The 22,070-nt window shown below is 45.9% G+C and carries 18 protein-coding genes and 1 pseudogene; 7 read left to right on the top strand and 12 right to left on the bottom strand.

The genetic code is table 11. The features are described 5' to 3' along the window. Positions 1 to 62 precede the first annotated feature (62 nt). Positions 63 to 2,864: an alpha/beta hydrolase family protein gene (locus tag FS373_RS00720; RefSeq protein ID WP_194165803.1), complete on the bottom strand. Its 2,802-nt coding sequence runs from the start codon at positions 2,862 to 2,864 to the stop codon at positions 63 to 65. A gap of 578 nt (positions 2,865 to 3,442) precedes the next feature. On the opposite strand from FS373_RS00720, the gene FS373_RS00715 reads away from it, so the two are divergent. Then, the gene (locus FS373_RS00715; protein ID WP_144047554.1) at positions 3,443 to 4,450 is read left to right on the top strand and encodes an isocitrate dehydrogenase; all 1,008 of its coding nucleotides are present in this window, start codon (positions 3,443 to 3,445) and stop codon (positions 4,448 to 4,450) included. 61 nt (positions 4,451 to 4,511) lie between these two features. Here the strand turns inward: FS373_RS00715 and rlmM are convergent, their stop codons facing one another. The 4 genes from rlmM to FS373_RS00695 all read right to left on the bottom strand — a co-directional run bounded on the left by rlmM (position 4,512) and on the right by FS373_RS00695 (position 7,806). Beyond that, complete coding sequence (gene rlmM / locus FS373_RS00710; RefSeq protein WP_144047555.1) at positions 4,512 to 5,594, bottom strand: 23S rRNA (cytidine(2498)-2'-O)-methyltransferase RlmM; 1,083 nt, start codon at positions 5,592 to 5,594, stop codon at positions 4,512 to 4,514. Positions 5,595 to 5,794: 200 nt separating this feature from the next. Further along, complete coding sequence (locus tag FS373_RS00705) at positions 5,795 to 6,184, bottom strand: DUF423 domain-containing protein (protein ID WP_077752566.1); 390 nt, start codon at positions 6,182 to 6,184, stop codon at positions 5,795 to 5,797. Then, positions 6,177 to 6,914 carry an alpha/beta fold hydrolase gene (locus FS373_RS00700; RefSeq protein WP_144047556.1) on the bottom strand — a complete coding sequence of 246 codons (738 nt, stop codon included), beginning with the start codon at positions 6,912 to 6,914 and terminating at the stop codon, positions 6,177 to 6,179. The genes FS373_RS00705 and FS373_RS00700 overlap by 8 nt, the downstream gene beginning before the upstream one ends. Further along, the gene (locus tag FS373_RS00695) at positions 6,895 to 7,806 is read right to left on the bottom strand and encodes a transcriptional regulator GcvA (RefSeq protein ID WP_144047557.1); all 912 of its coding nucleotides are present in this window, start codon (positions 7,804 to 7,806) and stop codon (positions 6,895 to 6,897) included. Before FS373_RS00695 ends, FS373_RS00700 begins: the two co-directional genes overlap by 20 nt. Positions 7,807 to 7,988: 182 nt before the next feature. Here FS373_RS00695 and FS373_RS00690 point away from each other — a divergent pair, with 182 nt between their 5' ends. Next, the gene (locus tag FS373_RS00690) at positions 7,989 to 8,216 is read left to right on the top strand and encodes a hypothetical protein (protein ID WP_144047558.1); all 228 of its coding nucleotides are present in this window, start codon (positions 7,989 to 7,991) and stop codon (positions 8,214 to 8,216) included. Between the two features lie 216 nt (positions 8,217 to 8,432). Here the strand turns inward: FS373_RS00690 and thiI are convergent, their stop codons facing one another. From thiI to pomA, 3 genes are all read right to left on the bottom strand, one after another. Then, positions 8,433 to 9,887, bottom strand: a complete 1,455-nt coding sequence (thiI, locus tag FS373_RS00685) for a tRNA uracil 4-sulfurtransferase ThiI (protein WP_144047559.1) — start codon at positions 9,885 to 9,887, stop codon at positions 8,433 to 8,435. A gap of 291 nt (positions 9,888 to 10,178) precedes the next feature. After that, positions 10,179 to 11,156, bottom strand: coding sequence for a flagellar motor protein MotB (locus FS373_RS00680; protein WP_144047560.1), 978 nt, complete (start codon positions 11,154 to 11,156; stop codon positions 10,179 to 10,181). A gap of 4 nt (positions 11,157 to 11,160) precedes the next feature. Continuing rightward, entirely contained in the window at positions 11,161 to 11,928 is a 768-nt protein-coding gene (gene pomA / locus FS373_RS00675; protein ID WP_144047561.1) for a flagellar motor protein PomA, read from the bottom strand. Between the two features lie 342 nt (positions 11,929 to 12,270). Between pomA and xseB the strand changes: the two genes are divergently transcribed. The 3 genes from xseB to dxs are packed head-to-tail and all read left to right on the top strand — an operon-like array spanning position 12,271 to position 15,279. Then, positions 12,271 to 12,510 carry an exodeoxyribonuclease VII small subunit gene (gene xseB / locus FS373_RS00670; RefSeq protein ID WP_144047562.1) on the top strand — a complete coding sequence of 80 codons (240 nt, stop codon included), beginning with the start codon at positions 12,271 to 12,273 and terminating at the stop codon, positions 12,508 to 12,510. Then, positions 12,511 to 13,392 (top strand): (2E,6E)-farnesyl diphosphate synthase, encoded by an 882-nt coding sequence (gene ispA, locus FS373_RS00665; protein ID WP_322619444.1) that lies wholly within the window; start codon positions 12,511 to 12,513, stop codon positions 13,390 to 13,392. Positions 13,393 to 13,413: 21 nt separating this feature from the next. After that, the gene (gene dxs / locus FS373_RS00660; RefSeq protein ID WP_144047564.1) at positions 13,414 to 15,279 is read left to right on the top strand and encodes a 1-deoxy-D-xylulose-5-phosphate synthase; all 1,866 of its coding nucleotides are present in this window, start codon (positions 13,414 to 13,416) and stop codon (positions 15,277 to 15,279) included. Between the two features lie 240 nt (positions 15,280 to 15,519). Here dxs and grpE read toward each other — a convergent pair whose 3' ends face one another. Further along, positions 15,520 to 16,149, bottom strand: a complete 630-nt coding sequence (grpE, locus tag FS373_RS00655; RefSeq protein WP_144047565.1) for a nucleotide exchange factor GrpE — start codon at positions 16,147 to 16,149, stop codon at positions 15,520 to 15,522. A gap of 141 nt (positions 16,150 to 16,290) precedes the next feature. On the opposite strand from grpE, the gene nadK reads away from it, so the two are divergent. Then, entirely contained in the window at positions 16,291 to 17,169 is an 879-nt protein-coding gene (gene nadK / locus FS373_RS00650) for an NAD(+) kinase (RefSeq protein ID WP_144047566.1), read from the top strand. A 74-nt stretch (positions 17,170 to 17,243) separates the two neighbouring features. Here nadK and FS373_RS00645 read toward each other — a convergent pair whose 3' ends face one another. Continuing rightward, the gene (locus FS373_RS00645; RefSeq protein WP_144047567.1) at positions 17,244 to 18,428 is read right to left on the bottom strand and encodes a TonB family protein; all 1,185 of its coding nucleotides are present in this window, start codon (positions 18,426 to 18,428) and stop codon (positions 17,244 to 17,246) included. Between the two features lie 143 nt (positions 18,429 to 18,571). Then, positions 18,572 to 19,630 (bottom strand): CobW family GTP-binding protein, encoded by a 1,059-nt coding sequence (locus FS373_RS00640; RefSeq protein ID WP_144047568.1) that lies wholly within the window; start codon positions 19,628 to 19,630, stop codon positions 18,572 to 18,574. Between the two features lie 288 nt (positions 19,631 to 19,918). On the opposite strand from FS373_RS00640, the gene FS373_RS00635 reads away from it, so the two are divergent. Next, positions 19,919 to 21,313, top strand: coding sequence for an endonuclease/exonuclease/phosphatase family protein (locus FS373_RS00635; protein WP_144047569.1), 1,395 nt, complete (start codon positions 19,919 to 19,921; stop codon positions 21,311 to 21,313). A gap of 144 nt (positions 21,314 to 21,457) precedes the next feature. Here FS373_RS00635 and FS373_RS00630 read toward each other — a convergent pair. After that, positions 21,458 to 21,714, bottom strand: a pseudogene (locus FS373_RS00630) (SulP family inorganic anion transporter); the annotation flags it as partial. Positions 21,715 to 22,070 lie beyond the last annotated feature (356 nt).

Here is a 22,070-nt window from a genome sequence, read left to right as displayed (position 1 = left end):
CTTATAACAGAAAGCCGAGTCTATACTCGGCTTTCTGTTATTGACTGAACTTAAGATTATGACTAGTCCGCTTTCTTATACTCGATATAAGCTTCACCTTGGGTCAACCAAGTCGGAGCAGGTGTTCCCTTAAGATAATGATCGAAATACTCCATCATGCGGATGCTGTAATCCAGCTTATTAGGATACTTCTTCAGATGATGTGGCTCATCTTGGTATTGTAGGAAGACCACATCTTTACCGGCGCGACGCATCGCTAAATAGAGCTCGATACCTTGCTCCCAAGGCACTGCATCATCTTTATCACCAAACATGATCATCATAGGTGTCTCGATGCGCTCGGCGTAGAAAACTGGTGAGTTCTCGATGTACTTCTGCGGCGCGCGAAATAGGCTCTCGCCGATACGGCTCTGGCCCGTTTCATACTGGAACTGACGCGCTAAACCACTGCCCAAACGTATACCGCTATAGGCGCTGGTCATATTTGAAACGGGAGCTCCGGAGACGGCGGCCTTGAAGATGTGAGTCTGAGTCACCGCAAATGCCGTTTGATAACCGCCCCATGAATGGCCTTGAATACCTATGGCATCGGGATCAGCAACGCCCATCTCGATGATCTTCTGCACACCCGACGTTAATGCCTGAACAGATGTTGCTCCAGGATAGCCAACTTCGAATCTGATATCAGGCAGAAAGATGGCGTAGCCATTATCGGCATACCAGGCAAAGTTAGGCCTATGATTGATCTTCATCTGTGGGAAAGCGTGCAACCTGTCACTCATGAAACGATAGAAATACACCAACACTGGGTAGCGCTGACCTTCGACATAGTTAGTTGGCTTAATTAGCACACCGTCCAGAGGCTGACCATCGCCATTAGTCCAATGGACTAACTCAGACTTTCCCCAATTAAACTGACGTTTCTGCGCATCAAAGTCAGTCTGCTTGTTGGCTTTTTGCGGCGTTAAATACTCGGCTGTATAAAGATCTGGAAACAGGTCATAGCGCTCTTTGGAGAAGACTATAGTTTCTGTATTTTTACTGCGTGTCAGCGTCTTTAGTTTGTAATCCCCCTCCATCAGGGTTTTAACACCTGCAACCCCTATGGTCGAAAGATAATACCCGTCACCTTTGGTTCTCTCGCTATAACCATGAAGTAAGACTTGCTGATCTATGGCTAGCACATCGGGATGATTCTTATCGTCGACTAAACCAGTAACCCGATATTGAATACCTTGCTTACGCCCTTTACCTGCTGTCAGCTTAAATGCCTCATGTGACTGAGTATTCACCTGCCAGATGTCGTACTTATCGTATACCAGGAAACCTGCATCATCTTTCAACCAAGGGCCGAAACCATATCCCGGTGCATTCGATGGATAGTCATGATCTTCATCGGCGAATGACACCTTCAAGTCTTTAGTCAGATTAGTGCGTCTATCTTCCGAGATTTGATACAGGTAAACATGACCTTGCTGAAAGTAAGTCACATAACGCTCGTTTGGCGAAAGAATGGGGTCTTCGCTGCTCGGCTGTTGAGTTAACACTAAACTCTTACGTCCGGTATTAAGATCGATAAGATAATAATCCCGGTAAAAACCGGCCCAAGTGATCATCTTACGATAGGGAATGTCGGAGCTTGCTAACACGAAACGAGTCTGTTCCTCTAACTCAACATCCGGCACAGTTTCATCGGCCAGCTGGACTAAGTTGTTGCTATTAAGGTGCAGTACCGCCAGATAAGTGCGCTTCTGCTCCTTCTCGTATTGTTTAACCTCATTAGGCTTAATGCGCGCATCGTCACCGTGCCATATTCGTAGCTTTCGCTGACCCGTGACGATTGACTCATCGAACAAGTCTTCTTGCTTCTCAATTGTCGCGAGCGCTAACTGCTGACTCACGTGAGGCACACGTCCAAAGAACAGACGTTGACTATCTTCGGAAAATCTCAACTTAGTATAACGGTTAAGCTTCCACTGTTTCGATGTCGGCGCGGCTTTAACCTCAGAGGTTTCTATATTAAACAGTGATAAGTTATATGAACGCCCATATGGCTCAACATCCGCTACGCCATGAGTAAAGCCAATATATTCCCCATCGTCACTGAGTGATACATGGCCAATTTGTTGATTATTATATTGGCGCACTATCACTCTGGTATTGTTACTAAGCTTAAACAGGACTAACTGATGAACCTTAGCCTTAGTATTATTGCTGGCTACTATCAGGTGCTTGCCACTCTTATCGAAATAGTAGTCGGTGACATGAGCCACTTTATGGCTAGTGCCATTTTTCAGTACCACAAGCTCAAATGGTGAGCCCTTGTCGAACTTATCGACTTCTTCACTCTTATCGTCGTCTGCCGATTCTTCTTTATCTTTCTTGTCTGATTTATCTTCTTTTGCCTCGAACCAGATAGCCAAATGACTAGCAGATTCGTTAAATTCAAACTTTTTCACTCGCTCAAAACGCGTCTCTTTACCCGTTTGAGTATCGAGTAACACCATGGCGGGTTTTAGCTTTTTCTTTTCTTGCTTCGATGCTTTCTCAAGTTCAAGCAGAGGTGTCTTCACACTAAAAGCAACAAAACGGCCATCAGCGCTAACCTTGGGCTTAGAGCCACCATCGACACTGAATGTTTTTGTCGACGTTAAACTCTTCACCAAACCATGACTGTCGCCACGATCGGGACAGATCTCAACGGCCAGTGTGGTCCCCGAATCAGAAAGCACGGGCTTCTTCAGTGATTCAAAGTGCATGATGTCATTGGGTGTTATCGCCGGATGCGCCGCCATGGCATAACCACCAGCGGTCAGTAAGCTCGTCGATAGGAATAGCAAGGATGCAATTGGTAGTGACTTCAAGGTCTTCCTCATTTTTCTTATTGTGTTAACTTTTTTTAGGTTTTGATTGGTTTTTTATTATATTTTTTACTGAAGATACTAGGGCCTGTTGACCTTTCATGGTTGTTTTTGCAGCGAGTTGTTGATTATTAATACAAGGCGGAGCTTGTGCCGTGTAGTTGCTCTACATAAACAAGCGATAACGCAGTAGAAATAGTCAACAAACGCTGCCCTGCGGGCTCATCTCAATGGCCTTATTGCCGCGTTACGTGCTTTTCGCTTAACACATTAGGCATCATCGCACGATGCCTTGCACTAAACCCATTGAAATTGAGCAAAATTCAAGCTAGAAAGATAAACAGGCCCTAGACTAAAGTCGTCTTTTTTAACCTTTAACGATCAATCATCGTCACAAGCTATATTTAATGCAAGTTACACTACATAAAAAAACGTGAGATTGCTCACTATTTTCTGTGAAAAATGTATAAAAGTGTTTAAAATAAAGATGTGAACAATAAGAAATAATTCCTAGTCGTAGCCTCCCTGTTTAAAGTGGGGTTAGACAGTAGCAGTAACGACCAACCGTGGAAGGATTCTCCATGTCAAAAAGAATGATAACCGTGATCCCTGGTGATGGGATTGGACCTAGTATTATCGACGCAGCAATTAAGATCCTCGATAAAGCAGGTTGTGATTTCGAATACGAATTTACCGATGCGGGTTTAACTGCACTAGAAAAGCATGGGGAACTACTACCTCAGCGCACTCTCGATATGATTGAGAAAAACAAGATCACCCTTAAAGGTCCATTAACGACCCCAGTTGGTGAAGGTTTTACCTCAATCAATGTGACCTTGCGTAAGAAGTTTTGTCTTTACGCCAACATACGACCAGTCGTGTCTTTTAAAGGTACGCAAGCGCGTTATGAAAACATTGACATCATCACAGTACGTGAAAATACCGAAGGCATGTATTCGGGTCTAGGCCAGACACTTTCTGAAGATGGTTCAACTGCTGAAGCGACCAGTATCATCACGCGTAAGGGTGCGGAACAGATCACAACATTTGCTTACGAGCTAGCGCGTAAAGAAAATCGCAAGAAAGTGACCATAGTTCATAAAGCTAACATCATGAAGTCAACTTCGGGTCTATTCCTGAAAGTCGCTCGTGAAGTGAGCCTACGTTACCCCGACATCACCACAGAAGAGATGATCGTCGATGCAACCTGTATGAAGCTGGTCATGAACCCGGAAATCTTCGACGTTATCGTTACCACTAACTTATTCGGTGACATTCTGTCAGATCTTTGTGCAGGTCTGGTTGGCGGCTTGGGCATGGCTCCGGGTGCTAATATAGGTAAAGATGCGGCTATTTTTGAGGCTGTACATGGTAGCGCACCGGATATTGCTGGTAAGAACTTAGCTAACCCAACCTCGGTTATCTTGGCTTCTATCCAGATGCTTGAATATTTGGGCATGGCAGACAAAGCTGAAAATATTCGTGCAGCAGTATCTGCGGTTATCGCCGAAGGCGACCGCACCACACGTGATTTAGGTGGTACTCATGGTACGACTGATTTCACTCAAGCTGTGATAGACCGTCTGTAAAAAGACTCGAGTTCCTAGGTTCTAGAACCTAGGAACTTATTTCCCTAGTGCCTTCTCTGACCTAGAAACCTTTAGTAGGATTTAACCTCAGGTGTACAGTCACCTCATCACGATCGTGATAGAGATGCTTACAAGAAAGCTCAAACTCCTTGACGTCATTTTCCTTTAAGATCTCAGTCATGGTCTTAAGAATAGTCGAAACATCTTTATATCTGCTCTTCATCGGCAGTTTAAGGTTGAAGATAGCTTCTTTAAACCAACCATTGATCGCCCAAGCTTCGATAAGCTCGGCTACCCGTGACGGCTTCTCAATCATGTCACACACCAGCCAATAAATGTTCTTTCTCGGTGGCTCGAAACGAAAGCCATCGGCTTGATAATGTTTAACTTGACCAGTATCCATTAACCCTTGATCCATTGCCCCGTTATCAACGGCCGCCACAAACATGCCACGACGCACCAGTTGATAGGTCCAACCACCAGGGCAAGCCCCCAAGTCAACCGTATACAGGCCACTGGTTAAGCGTGTCTCATGCTCATCTTTAGGGATAAAGTGAATAAAGGCTTCGTCCAATTTCAGCGTTGAACGGCTAGGCGCGTCCGCTGCCATCTTGAGTCTGGGGATGCCGCAAGCATAGGGCGAGCTATTATTACTCAACGAAAATCCAACATAAGCCGTTCCCGGAGCCACGAAACAGACGTGAATAATAGGACGTTTAGGGTTTTCTTTTTCGAGCAAGATGCCCGCTTTTTTTAATTTTTGCCTTAAGGGTACGGTAAACTTACGACAGAAAGTCGACAGCTCTTTCGCTTCGTTGGTATCAGGCGTCTCAACCCTTAACTCACCCGCATAGCTGATTTTTGACAAGGCTTCGAGGATGGGTGAGATTCTGTCTTGTTCCGGTAGGTTCTTCAACAACTCAGCTGCCGCAAACATCTGCCTGGCAAAGATCAAAGAGTCTAATTTGATCTTCTGCACCAAAATATCAGCATCACCAGCATTAAAGCACTGAAAAATCACGTAGGCATCATTCTTATTGGTTTTTACGAAACCACCAATGTCGAGCGCTGCGGCGCGGTGTTGTATCTCTGCAGCACAATCTTTCTCATAGCCTGCACGACAAAACAAAAATAGGTTAATCATCTACATTCCTGAAGCTAACCAATACTGACTTTTCAATATTGATTTTTGCGAATATTAAGTCGACACGAATATTAAATCGGCATGTTTAAACAAAAACGGCGACCATATTCATAATGGCCGCCATTCTACACTGTCTAAGTTATTCGGCCAACTCTGACGCCAGAGCAGCACACCAAAGTTAGGCTTGCTCTAATCATGGTCTAATCGTTGAGTTCGACCACTCTGTTACGCCACACTGCCAATGCGATGAATAACCAGCCCAAGAGTAAACAGAAGCCGCCAATAGGCGTTATCGGTCCGGTCCATTTAGCACCCAGTATTGCATAGGCATACAGAGAGCCCGAGAACAGCACTATGCCCCCCATAAACAAATAACCCGCCCAATCGATCAACCTAGACGGTAGCCAATGTCCCGCAAAGGCCACGGCGATCAAGGCAAAGGTATGGTAAAACTGGTATTCCACCCCTAAGTTAAAGATAGCAATCATCTCTGGCGTGGCGATCTGTTTTAAACCGTGCGCACCAAAGGCGCCGAAAGCCACCGACATGAAGCCGCTCAACGCCGCCAATAATAGAAACCCTTTACGCATCTAGCCCCCTGATAAAATTGATACTATGAGAAATTGCAGCATTAATGTTAGCTTCTTGGGTGCTGCCTGACGACTTTCTTGGCTTAAAACTATGATCGCCGTCGGTTAACCAATGTAATCTGACTTTCTCCATCACAGACCAGAGTTCAACTTGCCCTTTCCCGCCAAACTTATCTCTCTCGCCCTGAATCACGCACAGAGGCGCCTGACACTCTTCGATGGGTGCAAGCCTCGGCTCACCGCCTTTGAGTGCGATAAAGGGGTACCCCAGACAGATCACACCATCAACTGGCGTATCGGCCGCAAGAATGGCCGCCATGCGTCCCCCCATAGATTTCCCCATCAAGATAATTCGCTTAGGGGAGTACTCTCGTTTGATGGCTTTGATGTGAATATTAAAATCTTTGAGTATCTTGGGCGCGCGATCCGGTGGACGACGCTTACCGTCCAAGACATTGGCTCGCATATAGGGAAAGTTGAATCTCAATACACCTATGCCATGCTCGGCACCTTTATCCAAGAGTCCTCTCGCCATCTCTTGCATAAAGTCACTGTGCATATTAGCGCCGGCGCCATGAGTAAAAATGATCAAGGTCTCATTGGGAGTCCCATCGAGCATACACTCACTCTCTAGCAAGTCCTCAGTTTCTAAAGGGACTTTAATCAGAAAACATTTACTCTCTACGGCCACTTCATCTTCGAGGGTCTTATTAACCTGGGAGCAGTTCACTGCGAGACTCCTCTTCAAACATATCCAACATCCACTCACGAAAAGCCGCGATCTTGCCAATCTCGGCATGGTTCTGCTGACAAACTAAATAATATGCATTTTTGCTGACCAAAACTTCGGGGAAAGGACACACTAACCTGCCTGCCTTAATATCGGGACGAGCCAGTACGCTGTACCCTAAGGCCACACCTTGTCCATGAGCCGCAGCTTGCAAGACCAGAGAAGAATGACTAAACATCGGCCCTTGGTTCACATTAATATCATTAATCCCGCATTGTCTAAACCAAGCTTGCCAATCATGACGGTTGGTATCATGCAGTAAGGTATGATGTTTAAGGTCACTTGGCTTATCTAATGGCTTAGAACCGTTTAATAAAAGAGGAGAACAAACCGGGATCAACACCTCATTTTTGAGCTTATCGGCGCGTAATCCAGCCCAATTCCCCTGCCCATAAAAAATGGCAACGTCGACATCATCAGAGAGCGCGGCAGCGTCATCATCCACAGCCTTAATTCTGACATCGATATCTGGATTGTTCTCGCTAAATTTGGCCAACCTTGGCACTAACCATTGAATGGCAAAACTTGGCGACATGCTCACTGTGAGCGAGCCTATGGCACTTCTTGCCAACAACCTATCGGTCGCATCGGCAAGTTGAACGAAGATATCTTTAATGTCGAGAAAATAGCCCTGACCTTCTTCCGTTAACAATAAAGAACGGTTCTTCCGGCGAAATAATTTTAGGCTTAAAAACTCTTCCAGCGCCTTAATTTGATGACTCACTGCAGCTTGGGTCACAAACAATTCTTCTGCGGCGCGAGTAAAGCTGAGATGCCTAGCTGCGGCCTCAAATGCTTTCACCGCGTTCAATGGAGGTAAGCGTCTTGACATAGTGATCAGGATCTCATTTTTTAATTAGTTTTTCTAATCCGTATTGTTACATTTTATCGTTTGTAAAGGAATGCGTTTTTGGTTAAATTTCGCACCAATAAAATGACTATAGTTAGACAGCCTCTACGACGTAACTGGGGAGTGTCTGACAACACGAATGACCCGCCCGGAGGCGTCTTAATATGATAAATCTTAAAACTGTTTTTGTACTCGCTCTTCTTACAACTGCTACGAGTGTCAGTGCCGATGAATTCGCCATAGACACAATCGATCTTCACGCAACTATAGCCACAGATCTTGCTGAGGGCATGGAGATGATGCAGCAAAACCTGAATGAAGACATGACCAGTATGCTAATAGCCACAGATCAAGCAGCTGAAGCCACTGCGAATGTAACGCGTTCCGAGTAACACTTTTAAACCAAGCCAGGCATGAACTCTCTAGGTTCTAGAAGCCGCATAGCTTACTTCCAGCTAATGCGGCTTTTTTGTGTCTGAAAGCAAGGCAATAACAAACCGCATCTAATTAGATGCGGCTTGTGAGCTTAATTGTCAGTGACTTAAATATGGCGACTGAAACATGGGCTAAATGGCCCAGCCACTTGATAACAATCCAGGCACTGGGGCTTATGGACGGTATACCTTTACGTTCTCATAGCCTTGCTCTTGAAGATAAAGCGCTTGCAGCTTACTCATCACACCACGATCGCAATAGAGCAGATAGGTTTTATCCTTGGCTAAGTCGGCAAATTGTGTCGCTAACTTAAAGAAAGGAATAGTTTTAACTTCAACACCGTCCACCTTGAGTGGATCACGCTCCTCCTCTTCCGGCGATCTGACATCTATGATCACTTCGCTGGAATCGACTGAATCAACGGTTTCAGTCTCCGCTATCTGAGCATCCACGCTCTTGGCTATCTCGCGGATATCTATGATCACAGCCGCCTCGATAACACGATCGATAAGATCTTCAGAGAACTTGAGTTCTTCGGCTTCAATCTTGGCAAGTACAGCCTTCACTGTCGGTTTTTGTGAGATCACGCCGCAGTATTCAGGAATAGACTTAGCGAAATCTTCAGTACCTATCTCACGACTGATATCGATGATATCTTGCTTGTCCATGGCAATTAAGGGACGAAGAATGAGTTGCTCGGTACAACGGTCGATAACATTGAGGTTAGTCAAAGTTTGGCTGGACACTTGTCCCATGGCCTCACCAGTAACCAAGGCTTGAATCCCCATCTTATTGGCGACTTTAGTGGCTGCTCGCATCATCATACGCTTGAGGATAACGCCCATCTGACCGTTATCTATTCTTTCCAGTATTTCAGTCACCACAGGATCGAACGGCACAGAGATAAACTTTACCTTGTGCGACTCACCGTACTTCTGCCACAAATGATAAGCCACTTGCTTAACGCCGATCTCATGTTGATCGCCACCTAGGTTAAAGAAACAGTAATGAGTTCTGGAGCCACGCTTGATAAACTGATAACTAGAGACACCGGAATCGAAACCACCAGAAATAAGCGAAAGCACATCTTCCTGGGTCGCCATAGGGAAACCGCCCAGGCCAGGAATGCGCTTCACCACCAGATAAAGATTTTCTCTGTCGATCTCTAAGTTAATCGTCATATCGGGATTCTTGAGTTTAACGCCCTTAGCCTCGGTGAACTGGTTTAAGCCGCCACCCACATAACGTTCAACTTCAATTGACTTGAAATCATGATTACCCACACGTTTAGCGCGAACACAGAATGTCTTACCCGCGAGATCATCCTTATACAAGGCCAATGTCTGCTGGTAAATATCATCCATCGACTCGAATGTACTCTCATTGACCTGCAGAATATGGGCTATACCCGGAATGCAAGCTAAACGCTCCCCAAATGCTTCAATCAGATCGGGTCTATCGCTTGGTACCATCACCATGATCTTATCCCATTCGCGCTTAACCTTAGCCGTCTCATCGACTTTCTTAAGTACGTTACGGATATTGGTTTCAAGCATTTTGGTAAAACGCATTCTTACCGGTTTGCTTTTCATCATGATTTCAGGGAACAATTTTACGATAAATTTCATCAGGGTCTTCCGGGGGGATAAAGCCATTAAATAATATTGGGCGGTATTATACCAGTTCCATTAAGTAAGTGATCATTCAGCGATCATAAATTTAATGGAATTGGTATTACACCAGAAGCGAGGGAGATTGCCTATGTTGAATTCACAGTGTTTGCTAAGCGTAAAAGAGATAAAACCAGAGCGGTTAAAGAAAGAGTTGAAAGGGCGGAGTTAAAAAGAAATAAGTAAAAAGGAAGTGCATCTGCACTTCCTTATATTTAGTTTTTCGGCGGTGAACTTGGGCCAAGCTACTTATTGCCCTACGAGTATCTCATCTGAGTACTTGGGCTTTCCTTGCTCAATGGCTATTTCAACTCGACGATTTCGAGCCCGATTACTCGCCGAATTATTGTCAACTAACGGGTTTGAATTAGCCATGCCAACCACTTTCATCCTATTTTGGTCAAAGCCTCTCACTTTAATAAGCTCATGAGCGACGGCAACCGCACGCTTACTCGACAAGTCCCAGTTAGAGCTATAGAGCTCATTGCTGATATTCATGTCATCAGTGTAGCCCGACACAGTCACTATTCCAGGAATATCCCTGAGTAGCTCGCCAACCCTGCGAACCACAGGCTTAAACCTAGGCTGTAAGAAGCCGGAGCCGGAAGAGAACGCCCCCTTCTCACGGATCCGAATGATTATCTGTTGCCCGAGAGACTCTATCTCAATTGCCCCATCAACAATCTCTTTATTGAGCTCTTGGGCCATCTTCTTCACTTGGTCGTTGATGTTTTCCTGAGCGGCAGCCTGTGCTTTGGACTCCTCCTCTGCCCTCGCCTTAGATTCCGACTCGGCCTTAGACTCGGCTTTGGCTTCGGCTTGCTCTTGCGCCGTCGCAGAAGCTTCACCACCACGTTGCTCACCACGTTGCTGCTGCACACCACCGGCGCTGTCATCATCACCGGCTTGATATTCCAGTGTCGGCTCAGTCATCTCGTTGGTTTGCTGGTTAATTATCTCGATTGGAGTAGGTTCGGGGCGGCCAGGTCTGAACTCCAGGGCTATAACCGAGGTGCCCTTGGGAATATCTTTGACTTCAACTTTATTTTGCACCCCGAAGGCATATTTCATCGAGCCAGCAATCTGCTTGAACTTCATCACATCCATCTCAGAAAATGAAAGCAGGAGTACGAAGAAACACATCAGCAGTGACATCAGGTCGGCGAAGGTTGCCAACCACAAGGGCGCGCCTGCTGGAGGACAGTCACACTTAACCTTCTTAGCCATCCGGCTATTCCCCGTCCGTCGTATCTATCTGTCGCAGCTTCTCTGAAAGGTAGTTCTTTAAGAAACCTTCTATCACTCTGGGGTTTTGCCCATCTTGAATTGCGAGCACCGCATCCATGATCAGATTACGATTAAGCATCTCCTCATCCATACGCAGCCCCAGTTTCCCCGCAATAGGTATCGCAACCATGTTAGCGATCATCGCACCATAGAGCGTAGTTAACAACGCAATCGCCATCGCTGGGCCAATTGACTTAGGGTCATCCATATTCGACAACATACCCACTAGCCCTACCAAGGTGCCGATCATTCCCATGGCAGGGGCAACATCACCAATGGCCGTAAAAATACTAATCCCCATTTTATGACGCTGCTCAGTGAGTGCGATATCCTTCTCTAACGCGTCTCGTACCACATCGCCGTCGTGTCCATCGACTAACATATCAACCGCTTTTTGCATAAAACTATTGTTAATTTCGGCTTCTTCCAAGGCTAAAAAACCACCTTTGCGGGCGGCATCTGCCATGGTCACAGATTGCTCGATAAGCTCATCTGGCTTATCTATCTTAAATATAAATGCCTTAGCGCCAATTTTCACTGACCCCAAAAACTGCTTGAGGTTATATTTCATCATCACGACAAAAAACGTACCGCATATTACAATTAACACAGAAGCGGTATCGATAAAAATACCAATACCACCACTCGTGGCCATAGCCCCAAGGATAAATCCAAATGCACCGATAAGGCCGATCAGGGTCGCTAAATCCACAACTGCTCCTCAAATGAAACTGATTCCAGAGACATAGGCTCTGATCAGCATGAAATAGGTAAATGTTCAACATGAGGCCAATGTACTTAGACACACACGTATATTGAAAGTGATGTAATGAAAATCTGATTTTAACGATTATCAATTAAGCCATCATGGCAAAATAAATAATACCTTACCTTCAATTATCGGACAGCTTACACGCAAGTTTAGCTTCAAATTCAATTTTTTATAAAAAAACCTCTAGAAAGCGTGCTATTGCACAAATTTAGGGCAGGCAGATTTGACCCTTGCCGCTGGCTGCGATACCTTGTCTCACGCTAATTTCTAGGAATCCTTGTCGTGGCTAAAAAACCTGAAAATCTCACTTTTGAAGAATCCCTCACCGAACTCGAACGCATAGTTTCAGATCTTGAACAGGGAGATGTGTCACTCGACGATGCCCTAAAACAGTTTGAAAGAGGCATAAAGCTGGTTCGAAACAGTCAGGGAAAGCTGGAACAAGCCCAGCAAAAAGTGTCTATATTGATGCAAGAAGATGAAAAATCATCGCTGACCCCTTTTGATTCTGAGGGAGAATAAGTGTTAGTCGATACGATCACTCGATACCAGCAACGTGTCGATAGCCAGCTAAAAAAGATCATTGATAGTCAAACTGTCACAGACCCTAAACTCCTTGCTGCGATTAAGCACGGCGCCTTACTCGGTGGCAAGCGTATACGACCTTTCTTGGTTTATGCCATCGGCGATATGCTCAGCATCCCACTGGAAAAGCTGGATTCATGTGCCGCCGCTATCGAATGTGTTCACGCGTATTCTCTCATCCATGACGACCTCCCGGCCATGGATGATGATGCGCTCCGCCGCGGACAGCCTACGGTTCATGTAGCCTTCGATGAGGCCACGGCGATTCTGGCAGGCGATGCACTGCAAGCCCTTGCCTTTGAAGTCATGTGTGAGCCTATTAACGGAATAGCGCCTAGGCAAAATTTAGCCATGGTTCGCGCCTTAGCCAAGGCTTCAGGCTATTCGGGTATGTGTGGCGGCCAAGCCATGGATCTAAGTGCCACGAATAAACCAATAGACTTAGCGACGCTCACCCAACTGCACAAATTAAAAACCGGCGCTCTAATACGCTGCGCCGTTGAACTGCCTATGATTGCGGCGCAAGTATCCAAGGAAGAACAGACACTTCTAATGGAGTTTGCCGATGCCATAGGTTTAGCATTTCAGGTGCAAGACGATGTACTGGATATTATCTCTAGTACAGAAGAGCTCGGAAAACCACAAGGTTCTGATTGCGAATCAAACAAAAGTACCTACCCTCAACTACTCGGATTAGCAGGCGCACAGACTACAGCCAAGAGTTTGATTGAGGATGCTCTATCAGCGCTGACCAAATTACCATACAATAGTCAGCTAATTGCCGAATTCGCCCGTTACATTATAGAGCGAAGAGTTTAATAAAAGAGACAATGTATCTCGATGAGTTTGGATATTTCCCAATACCCTGTGCTTGCACAGGCTAATACCCCAGATGAGCTAAGACAGCTTCCTCAAGACTTGTTGCCACAATTGGCCGACGAGTTAAGAAGCTTTCTGCTGAAATCAGTGGGTAGATCAAGTGGTCACTTCGCTTCCGGACTAGGTACGGTTGAGCTCACAGTGGCCCTTCATTACGTCTATAATACGCCGTTTGATCGTCTGATCTGGGATGTAGGCCACCAGGCTTACCCCCATAAAATCTTAACTGGACGCCGTGACAGGATGCATACCATACGTCAAAAAGGGGGGATACATCCTTTCCCATGGCGTGAAGAGAGTGAGTACGATACCTTCAGCGTCGGTCACTCGGGTACATCGATCAGTGCAGCATTGGCTATGGCCGTTGCCGCAGAGAAAGAGCAGGCCGGACGAAAAGTCGTTTCAGTCATAGGTGATGGTGCCATGACCGGCGGAATGGTATTTGAAGCCATGAACCACGCCGGCGATCTTCACAATGACATGCTGGTCGTGCTTAACGATAATGAGATGTCGATCTCAGAGAATGTGGGCGCACTCAATAATCATCTAGCCCAACTCATGTCTGGTCGATTGTACACCACGATTAGAGAAGGCAGTAAGAAGGTACTCAAAGGCATGCCAGTCATCAAAGAGATGGCAAAGCGCACCGAGGAGCACCTCAAGGGCATGGTTGTCCCAGGCACCATGTTTGAAGAGCTAGGGTTCAACTATATCGGCCCAATCGATGGCCACGATGTCGATGCTTTGGTCGAAACGATGCGCAATATGCGTAATCTGTCCGGACCACAAATTTTACATATCATGACCAAAAAAGGTCGTGGTTATGAACCTGCAGAGAAAGACCCTATCGGCTGGCACGCCGTGCCCAAGTTCGATCCATCAACGTTCGAGAAGCCAGCATCTAAGCCTAGTCATCCGACCTTTTCACAAGTGTTTGGAAAATGGCTGTGTGATATATCGGAGCAAGATGACAAGGTCCTTGGCATCACCCCCGCGATGCGCGAAGGCTCAGGCATGGTTGAATTTTCTCAGCGATTCCCCAAGCAGTATTTCGATGCAGCTATCGCCGAGCAGCATGCCGTCACTCTCGCTGCAGGCTTTGCCTGTGAAGGGCTCAAGCCTGTCGTCGCTATCTATTCGACGTTCCTTCAGCGAGGTTACGACCAGCTGATACACGACGTTGCGTTGCAGAAACTCCCTGTGCTGTTTGCTATAGATCGTGGTGGCATAGTGGGGGCAGATGGCCCGACTCACCAGGGCGCCTTCGATCTGAGCTTTATGCGTGCCATACCCAACATGGTCATCATGGCGCCATCCGATGAAAATGAATGTCGTCAGATGCTCTACACAGGTTACTGCTATAAAGACGGTCCTACTGCCGTGCGTTACCCTCGAGGAAGCGCCACGGGTGAGCCACAAGTCGAAGAGATGACAGCCCTGCCAATTGGCAAAGGTTTGATCAAACGACAAGGCACTAAAATTGCCATACTCAACTTCGGCACACTCTTAGACAGTAGCTTGGTCGCAGCCGAATCTCTCGATGCAACAGTCGCCGATATGCGCTTCGTTAAACCCTTAGATGTTGAGCTGGTCAAACTGCTTAGCGAAAGCCATGATCTGCTTGTCACGGTAGAAGAGAATGCCATCATGGGCGGCGCAGGTTCCGGAGTATTAGAGGAACTGCAACAACTGAAACGTCCTATGCCTGTGTTGCAAATAGGCTTACCGGATGAGTTTATTAAGCATGGCGAGCAGAAAGAGATCTTGGCCGAACTTAGACTCGACAGTGCGGGAATTCTTGCACAAATAGAAGAGTATCTTAAATAAGCTTGATTGGTATCTTGAAAACAAACGTATATTTCTATCCATGACCTCTAGGGATGGAGGGAATGTCATCTAGATGCCTAGAGCATCTTTGACCCATGGGAAATATACATAAGTGTTCCAGACACAAAAAAGACTGCAATTGCAGTCTTTTTTGTGTCTGGATGTACTTATCCCCGGAGGCCATGGAAGGCCTAAGAGGGGATTTTGTATCTAGCTCCTAGAAACTAGGTACTTCTAACGTTAAGCCTTCGTATCTACCGAACCACCGCCTTGAGACACCATCACCATAGCAGGGCGCAATAGACGCTCATTCAAGATGTAACCTTTCTGCATGACCATCATTACCGTATTCGCGGGGAATTCAGCGCTAGGCTGCATGCCGATAGCCTGGTGATGCTCTGGATTGAAAGCTTCACCTTGTGGGTCTACCACTTTCAGACCGAACTTATCCACGGTAGAGATAAAACTCTTGAGTGTCAGTTCAACGCCCTCATAGATAGCTTTAGTCTCTTCGGCTTCTGCGTCTGTTCCCTGAAGCGCACGCTCCATATTATCGATCACAGGAAGTAGCTCATTGGCAAACTTCTCCAGAGCGAACTTACGAGCTTTCTCAACATCTTGAGCTGCACGACGACGAATATTGGCCTCAGATGCTGCAGCGCGAGTCACTGAGTCTACCTGCTCCTCGACTTTAGCTTGAGACTCGGCTAGTGCCTGCTCTAACTCTTCAATACGAAAGTTGGCTTGGGTTAACTCATCCATCAAACCTGCTCCATCTGTGCCAGTTTCAGCTTCATCAGCAGTTAGAATTTCACCTTCTACCACAGTATCGACTTGTTCTTGTTCCGCTTTACTCGATTCGTTGCTCATTCTTACTCCAGCTAAAATGCTTTGTTTCTGCTTGCTCTGGGCATATACTCAATTAACTTGAAAATGCTCGATCTCGCATACCAAGTTGTTTGAACATATTATGGGGATCAAATTACCGGATTCAAGGCCTAGCAGATAATTATGCCTAAAACATTTCAAACTATCGGCCTAATTGGAAAGCCGAACCATCACGGCACCCATCTCACTCTGAAACGTTTACACCATTGGTTGTCTATGCAAGGCTTCGATATATTGGTGGAAGAAAGAGTCGCCGCCGAGGTTGGCCCTCAATGCGAATCAGTCGATCTACTCGAATTAGGTGAGCGATGTGACTTAGCCATCGTCGTTGGCGGTGATGGTAATATGTTAGGTGCCGCTCGAGTACTTGCCAGATTCGACATAGGTGTTATCGGTGTCAACCGAGGTAACCTGGGGTTTCTGACTGACCTTCCTCCCGATTCTTTCGAGAACGCCTTGGGCGAAGTGCTCAATGGCAGTTTCGAAACTGAATTTCGTTTCTTGCTCGAAGCCGAGGTTCATCGCCATGGCCATATGAAGTCCAGTAATACAGCCGTCAACGAGGCGGTACTGCATCCAGGCAAAGTCGCTCATATGATAGAATTTGAGGTCTATATCGATGATGTCTTCATGTACAGTCAACGCGCCGATGGCATGATAGTGTCGACACCGACTGGCTCGACCGCCTATTCGCTTTCTGCTGGCGGAGCCATACTGACACCCAATCTCGAAGCCTTGATATTAGTGCCCATGTTTCCCCACACGCTCTCTTGCCGCCCCATAGTGGTCGATGCTTGTAGCAAGATTAAGTTAGTTGTCTCACCCGACAATGGTGATAATTTGGAGGTGAGCTGTGATGGACACGTCGCCTTACCTGTCCTTCCCGGTGACGAGATATTGATCAAGCGCAGTCATGAGCGACTCAGGCTAATCCACCCCAAGGGCCATAACTACTTCCACGTGCTAAGAAGCAAGTTAGGCTGGGGAAGTAAACTCTTCTAGCGATTAGTTATCAGACATATCAGAAATGGCCTCGAATTACTCGCGGCCATTTTTTTATTTTATTACAAAGTAAGTTAACTTCTATCTAAGGTAAAATCTAATTGAACCAGGCTGTCTGCAGCAACAGGTTTCCCATCAACAAATTTGGGTGCATAGCGCCACTTTTCCAACGCCTTTAGGGATGCTCGTTCAAACCCTGAACTTCCCTTAGAATTAACCACTTTGGGATCTGTCACAAAACCAGACTCATTGACAGTAAAAGCAACTTGTACCCAGCCCTCTTTTCCAGTGCTAGCTGCTGACATGGGATACTTTGGATTGATACGATACAGGGGAGTTTGCTCTTGATTTTCCTGCCAAGGGCGCATACTGCCTATTGCGATGCAGTGCTTTGTTGAAGATTCACTATCCCCCTCTTTTTCGTATAGCTCAACTAGACGAGCATGTGACGCCAGTTCATAGGGATGGCTGTAATTCAGTTTTGAGAACTGGGTTATCACCTCTTCAAAAAGTGGAATGGCTTTACTCTCTCTCCTCTCTGCAAACCAAATCATGCCAGCAGTGTAAGTCGCCTCCACTCTTTTCAAAGCATCTTGTGGCAACTTTTCCTGGTAAATCTCGAAGGCATCAAGCGCATAATCGCGCACTCTACGATCATAGTATTCAGAGTTTTTTAGCCCATTAAAGGCACTCATTTGCACACTGGCTAACAGTAGTGGACGTTCACTGTCTTCGGCTATCCCTACCGCATGATGATATTGAGATTTGGCTTTTCTTGCATCTGAGCTTGTCTGCGCAGCACCAAGTAAAGGATCGATAGTCTCTAAAGAGTCCTCTCCAAACTCAGTTTCGTAAATACTTAGGGCAATCAGGTAAAGCTGATGAGCCTTCTCTGCACGTTCATTTTTAGACTTCCTGTCTAGACTCTTATCTTTGTGTTGTAAGGCCGTCGCATAATTTAACGCCAGATTGGCAGTATCTAAGCTCTTATCACCGAACTCTTGTTGGCCCAATTCATATGACTCGGCCGAATACTGGAGCATTGCAGCAGCATCATTGTCTGTCACAGCATGCTTATACGCCTTGTAACTATCATTGAAGGTTACTGCCACATCAGACACTGGGCTAATATCTGAGGCAGACTTTAAGCCAAGCACCGGGGTAGACTCAGTGGCTGAAAGCAAAAAACTTGGGGCAGCGATTAAAAGAGTAAGGCCTAAAAGCTTAGGTTTAGCTAGAAGATGAATAGGTGACATCATAAATATCCATATTTATACAAAGTGAATAATAACGAGACCAGAGGTCTCTGTTACATCACCCTAACTGAAACACCACCATGACTCCAGCAATTACAACTTTAGATTTACAAAGTTTAACCAATAAAGATAAAACGTGTATGGCACTAAAAGCTAAGCTGGCGAGACAAGCTAATCAGTTCAGCTTCTATCACCTTAGCATTTATCTGCGACAAACTGATAAGCTCGAGTCGGGAGTCCATCACATCATCTAGCTCGGTAATCGTCATCTCACCATCAACCAGATTAATTCCGGCAATGCCCTCGTCGGTAATAACTACGGCTTTAAAGCGTAATACATCTAAACTTTTCACCCAAACCAGAAGCTCATCGAAGTTAAATTCATAACTTGGGTCAAATACCCAGCCACAACTATAAGCTCCCTCGCCCACATTTGATTTAGACACAATGCCACGTTCGTCAAACTCCAATACACCGGCATTATAATCGAGCTCAAACACACTGGTTTTAGGAGTTAACAAGGATACTGGCTTACTGGGTTTTGCTGCAGGTATGACCGCAGGTTCATTTAACAGGGTCATTAACTCGTGAGGCAATGCCGCAGAATCAACCCCAGCCATGCTGACAGTGAGTAAGCTGCTGGCCTTGTTAAACTTCGGCCCTAGCAGGCTTTTCTGCTGCAGATAATCTTTAAGATCAGCCAAACTATCTCGGGTATAGAGGTCGGCCTTAGTCGCCAATATGATATCCGCGACCTCGAGCTGCTGATTGAAAATATCATGTTCCCGATAACGTGCATCGGTGACTTTTCTGGCGTCGACCAGACACAGGGTGGACTTTAATTTAATCACATTCTGATAGTGAGGCTCACTGAGCACCTTAAGCACTTCCCTTGGATGGCCCAACCCCGTCGGTTCTATCAGCAGTCTATCTGGCTTTGCCTTAGCGATAAGCTGATTGATGGCAACCTGCATAGGCACACCTGCTGCGCAGCACATGCAGCCACCAGCTACTTCACGAATTTCCACAGTCTCACCGCTCCCGCCCAGCAAAGCGGCATCTATGCCCACTTCACCAAATTCATTGACTAGCACGGCCCATTTCTCATTCACTGGCTTATCGGCTAACAGACGCTTGATTAGCGTGGTCTTGCCAACTCCTAGAAAACCGGTAATAACATTGGTGGCAATTGGCTTAATGATCATCTTAAGGCCCAGAACGAGTTAGAAGTAAAGTAGCCGTCCAGTGTAGTAATTAATCTTACAAGTCTCAATACCTGTTACAAAGATCCCTCTCCTAATCGTTCAAGCGCAAGGTCCAACATCACAACTTAGATACTTAATCAGCCAACAAGCGCAACATACGCATAAAAACAGTGCGATTGAACTCATTTTTTGATCTGTTTCATATCCAGTTAATGGACACCTGTATAGAATCCTATCGAAGCTCAAATAAATGAGCTCAACATAATAATTATTGATGGGTCACAAAATATGAATTTTCTAAAAACTGCAGCTGCGGCTGCGATCTCGATTGCGTTATTATCAGGATGTAATGACGAAACAATTATCAACAACCCCGTTGAACCTACACCAGATAGCACTAATGTTCGCTTCGGTACTTATAACTTATCATTCGATCGCAGCAGCTTCGAACAACTTGCTGCAGAGATGGCTTTAACCACTCCTGAGCAAGAAGCCTTAATGGAGAAGTGGTTCGATGAAACCTTAACTGAAGACGAACTTAAAGTGGCAGAAAAAGTCATTCAGATCCGTAACGTCGCAGCTATAATCCAGACTGAACGTCCGGCAGTATTGATGATGGGCGAATTTAACAACGATGGCATGGGTGAGAATCAAGACGCTATTAAAGGTTTTCGCTTAAACTACTTAGCGGTACCACAAAATGGTCTAGGGACCACTTCTGATGATAAGAAGATGCTCGAACCGATTCAATTCGCTTATTTCGAGAACTTCTCAACCAACACAGGTCTGCTCAGCGAATTCGATCTAGACCGAAACGGAACTGTAGCACTACCAGGCGATGCTTGGGGCTTCGGTTTCTACCACGGCCAATATGCCTTTGGCTTACTGTCTCAGTACCCAATCGATACTGATAACATCCGCACTTTCCAAACCTTCAAGTGGAAAGACATGCCGGGTGAAACTAACCCAACAATCACTAACTGTGAAGATGAAAACAATCCAATTCCAGAAGGCATGAAGTGTGGCGATGAATGGTATACAGCAGAAGCTTGGGCCGAAAAGCCATTGTCTTCTAAAAACCATGTGGATGCGCCTATCCTAATCCCTACTGCCGATGGTGAAAAAGTGGTTCACTTACTACTCTCTCACCCGACGCCACCCGTTTTTGATACGCTCACACAGAACAACAAGATGCTTAACCGTGCAGAGATTAAATTCTGGAGTGACTATGCATCAAATGCCGACTACATCTATGATGATGCCGGTGTCAAAGGCGGCCTAGGGCTAGATGCTTCTTTCGTCGTTATGGGCGATCTTAACGCCGATCCAGAAAATGGTGATGGCTTCCTCGATTCAATTCAAAACCTAATGCATCATGAACGTGTAAACGTACTGGCAACCGATGGTGTTTACGCGCCTAACAGCCTAGGGTCTACTGAATGTGTAGCACTTGGTGGTTGTGGCGATAGCACCTACCCAGATCGCATCACCAGTACCTTCGGTCTACGTGTCGACCATGCTATTCCGTCAAACGATCTTAACATCACAGACTCAGGCGTATTTTGGCCTGCAAGTTTCGAAGACGGCTACATGCTTATGAATGATGAGCGTGTTGGAAAATGGGGCAACGGCAAGGATATCTCTTCCGATCACCGTTTGGTATGGATTGAAGCTGAGCTGTAATTAGCTCACTTTGAAAGCACAAGAATAAGCGCTTTATTCAGAGATAAGTGAAAACCGCCATAGTTGGCGGTTTTTTATGACTGAAAAATGGGTTAAACCAACTTATCTGATCTTTGAGTCAATCTGGTTAAACCAGCAGCTGAAAATCACAGCCACTAGGGCTGCCATGGGGATTAACTTCAGCCATTCATCTAAAAACAGCACCATGAACAGCAAGAATATTCCCGCAGCTAGGCTAGATAGCCTACCCAGTCCGCCAGACTTGATATTGATAATCGATTGACCAATCATGGCACATCCCGCCATGCCCCCATCAGGGAAGCACCAATATTCGCAATACCTTGACCCTTACACTCACGGCTCTTATTGCTATAGGTGTCAGTCAAGTCATCGACAATACCTGACAGCAGGTCGCCTGCGGATGTTAGACATCCAATCGATTTTAAATTGTGTAAACATTAAACCTCTACTTTTCATCAGACGACCGAACTTTTCGTCAAGCAGCCAAAGCCTGATTCAGAAATCTGAAAGATTAAGCTATAAATTTTAGGCGCAAGAAGTCACTGCAAGAAGCAGTAAAAATGGAGCGCTAGTGTACGTGTGGAGCTTGGTAGCTATAAAGCTAAGAGAGGGGGCTGGGCTAAGGTGGCGTAATTATCACGTTATTTAATAACTCCTTTCATCTGCAGTAAAGGCGCTGGTCTACGCCTTTGAAACTAAATTTCACCCTAATTTTATGGCTTTTTCTTCACTAGTG

Source organism: Shewanella sp. YLB-07 (assembly GCF_009377275.1).
Note: the sequence above shows the minus strand (reverse complement) of the source record. Positions and strands in the feature narration are given on the sequence as shown.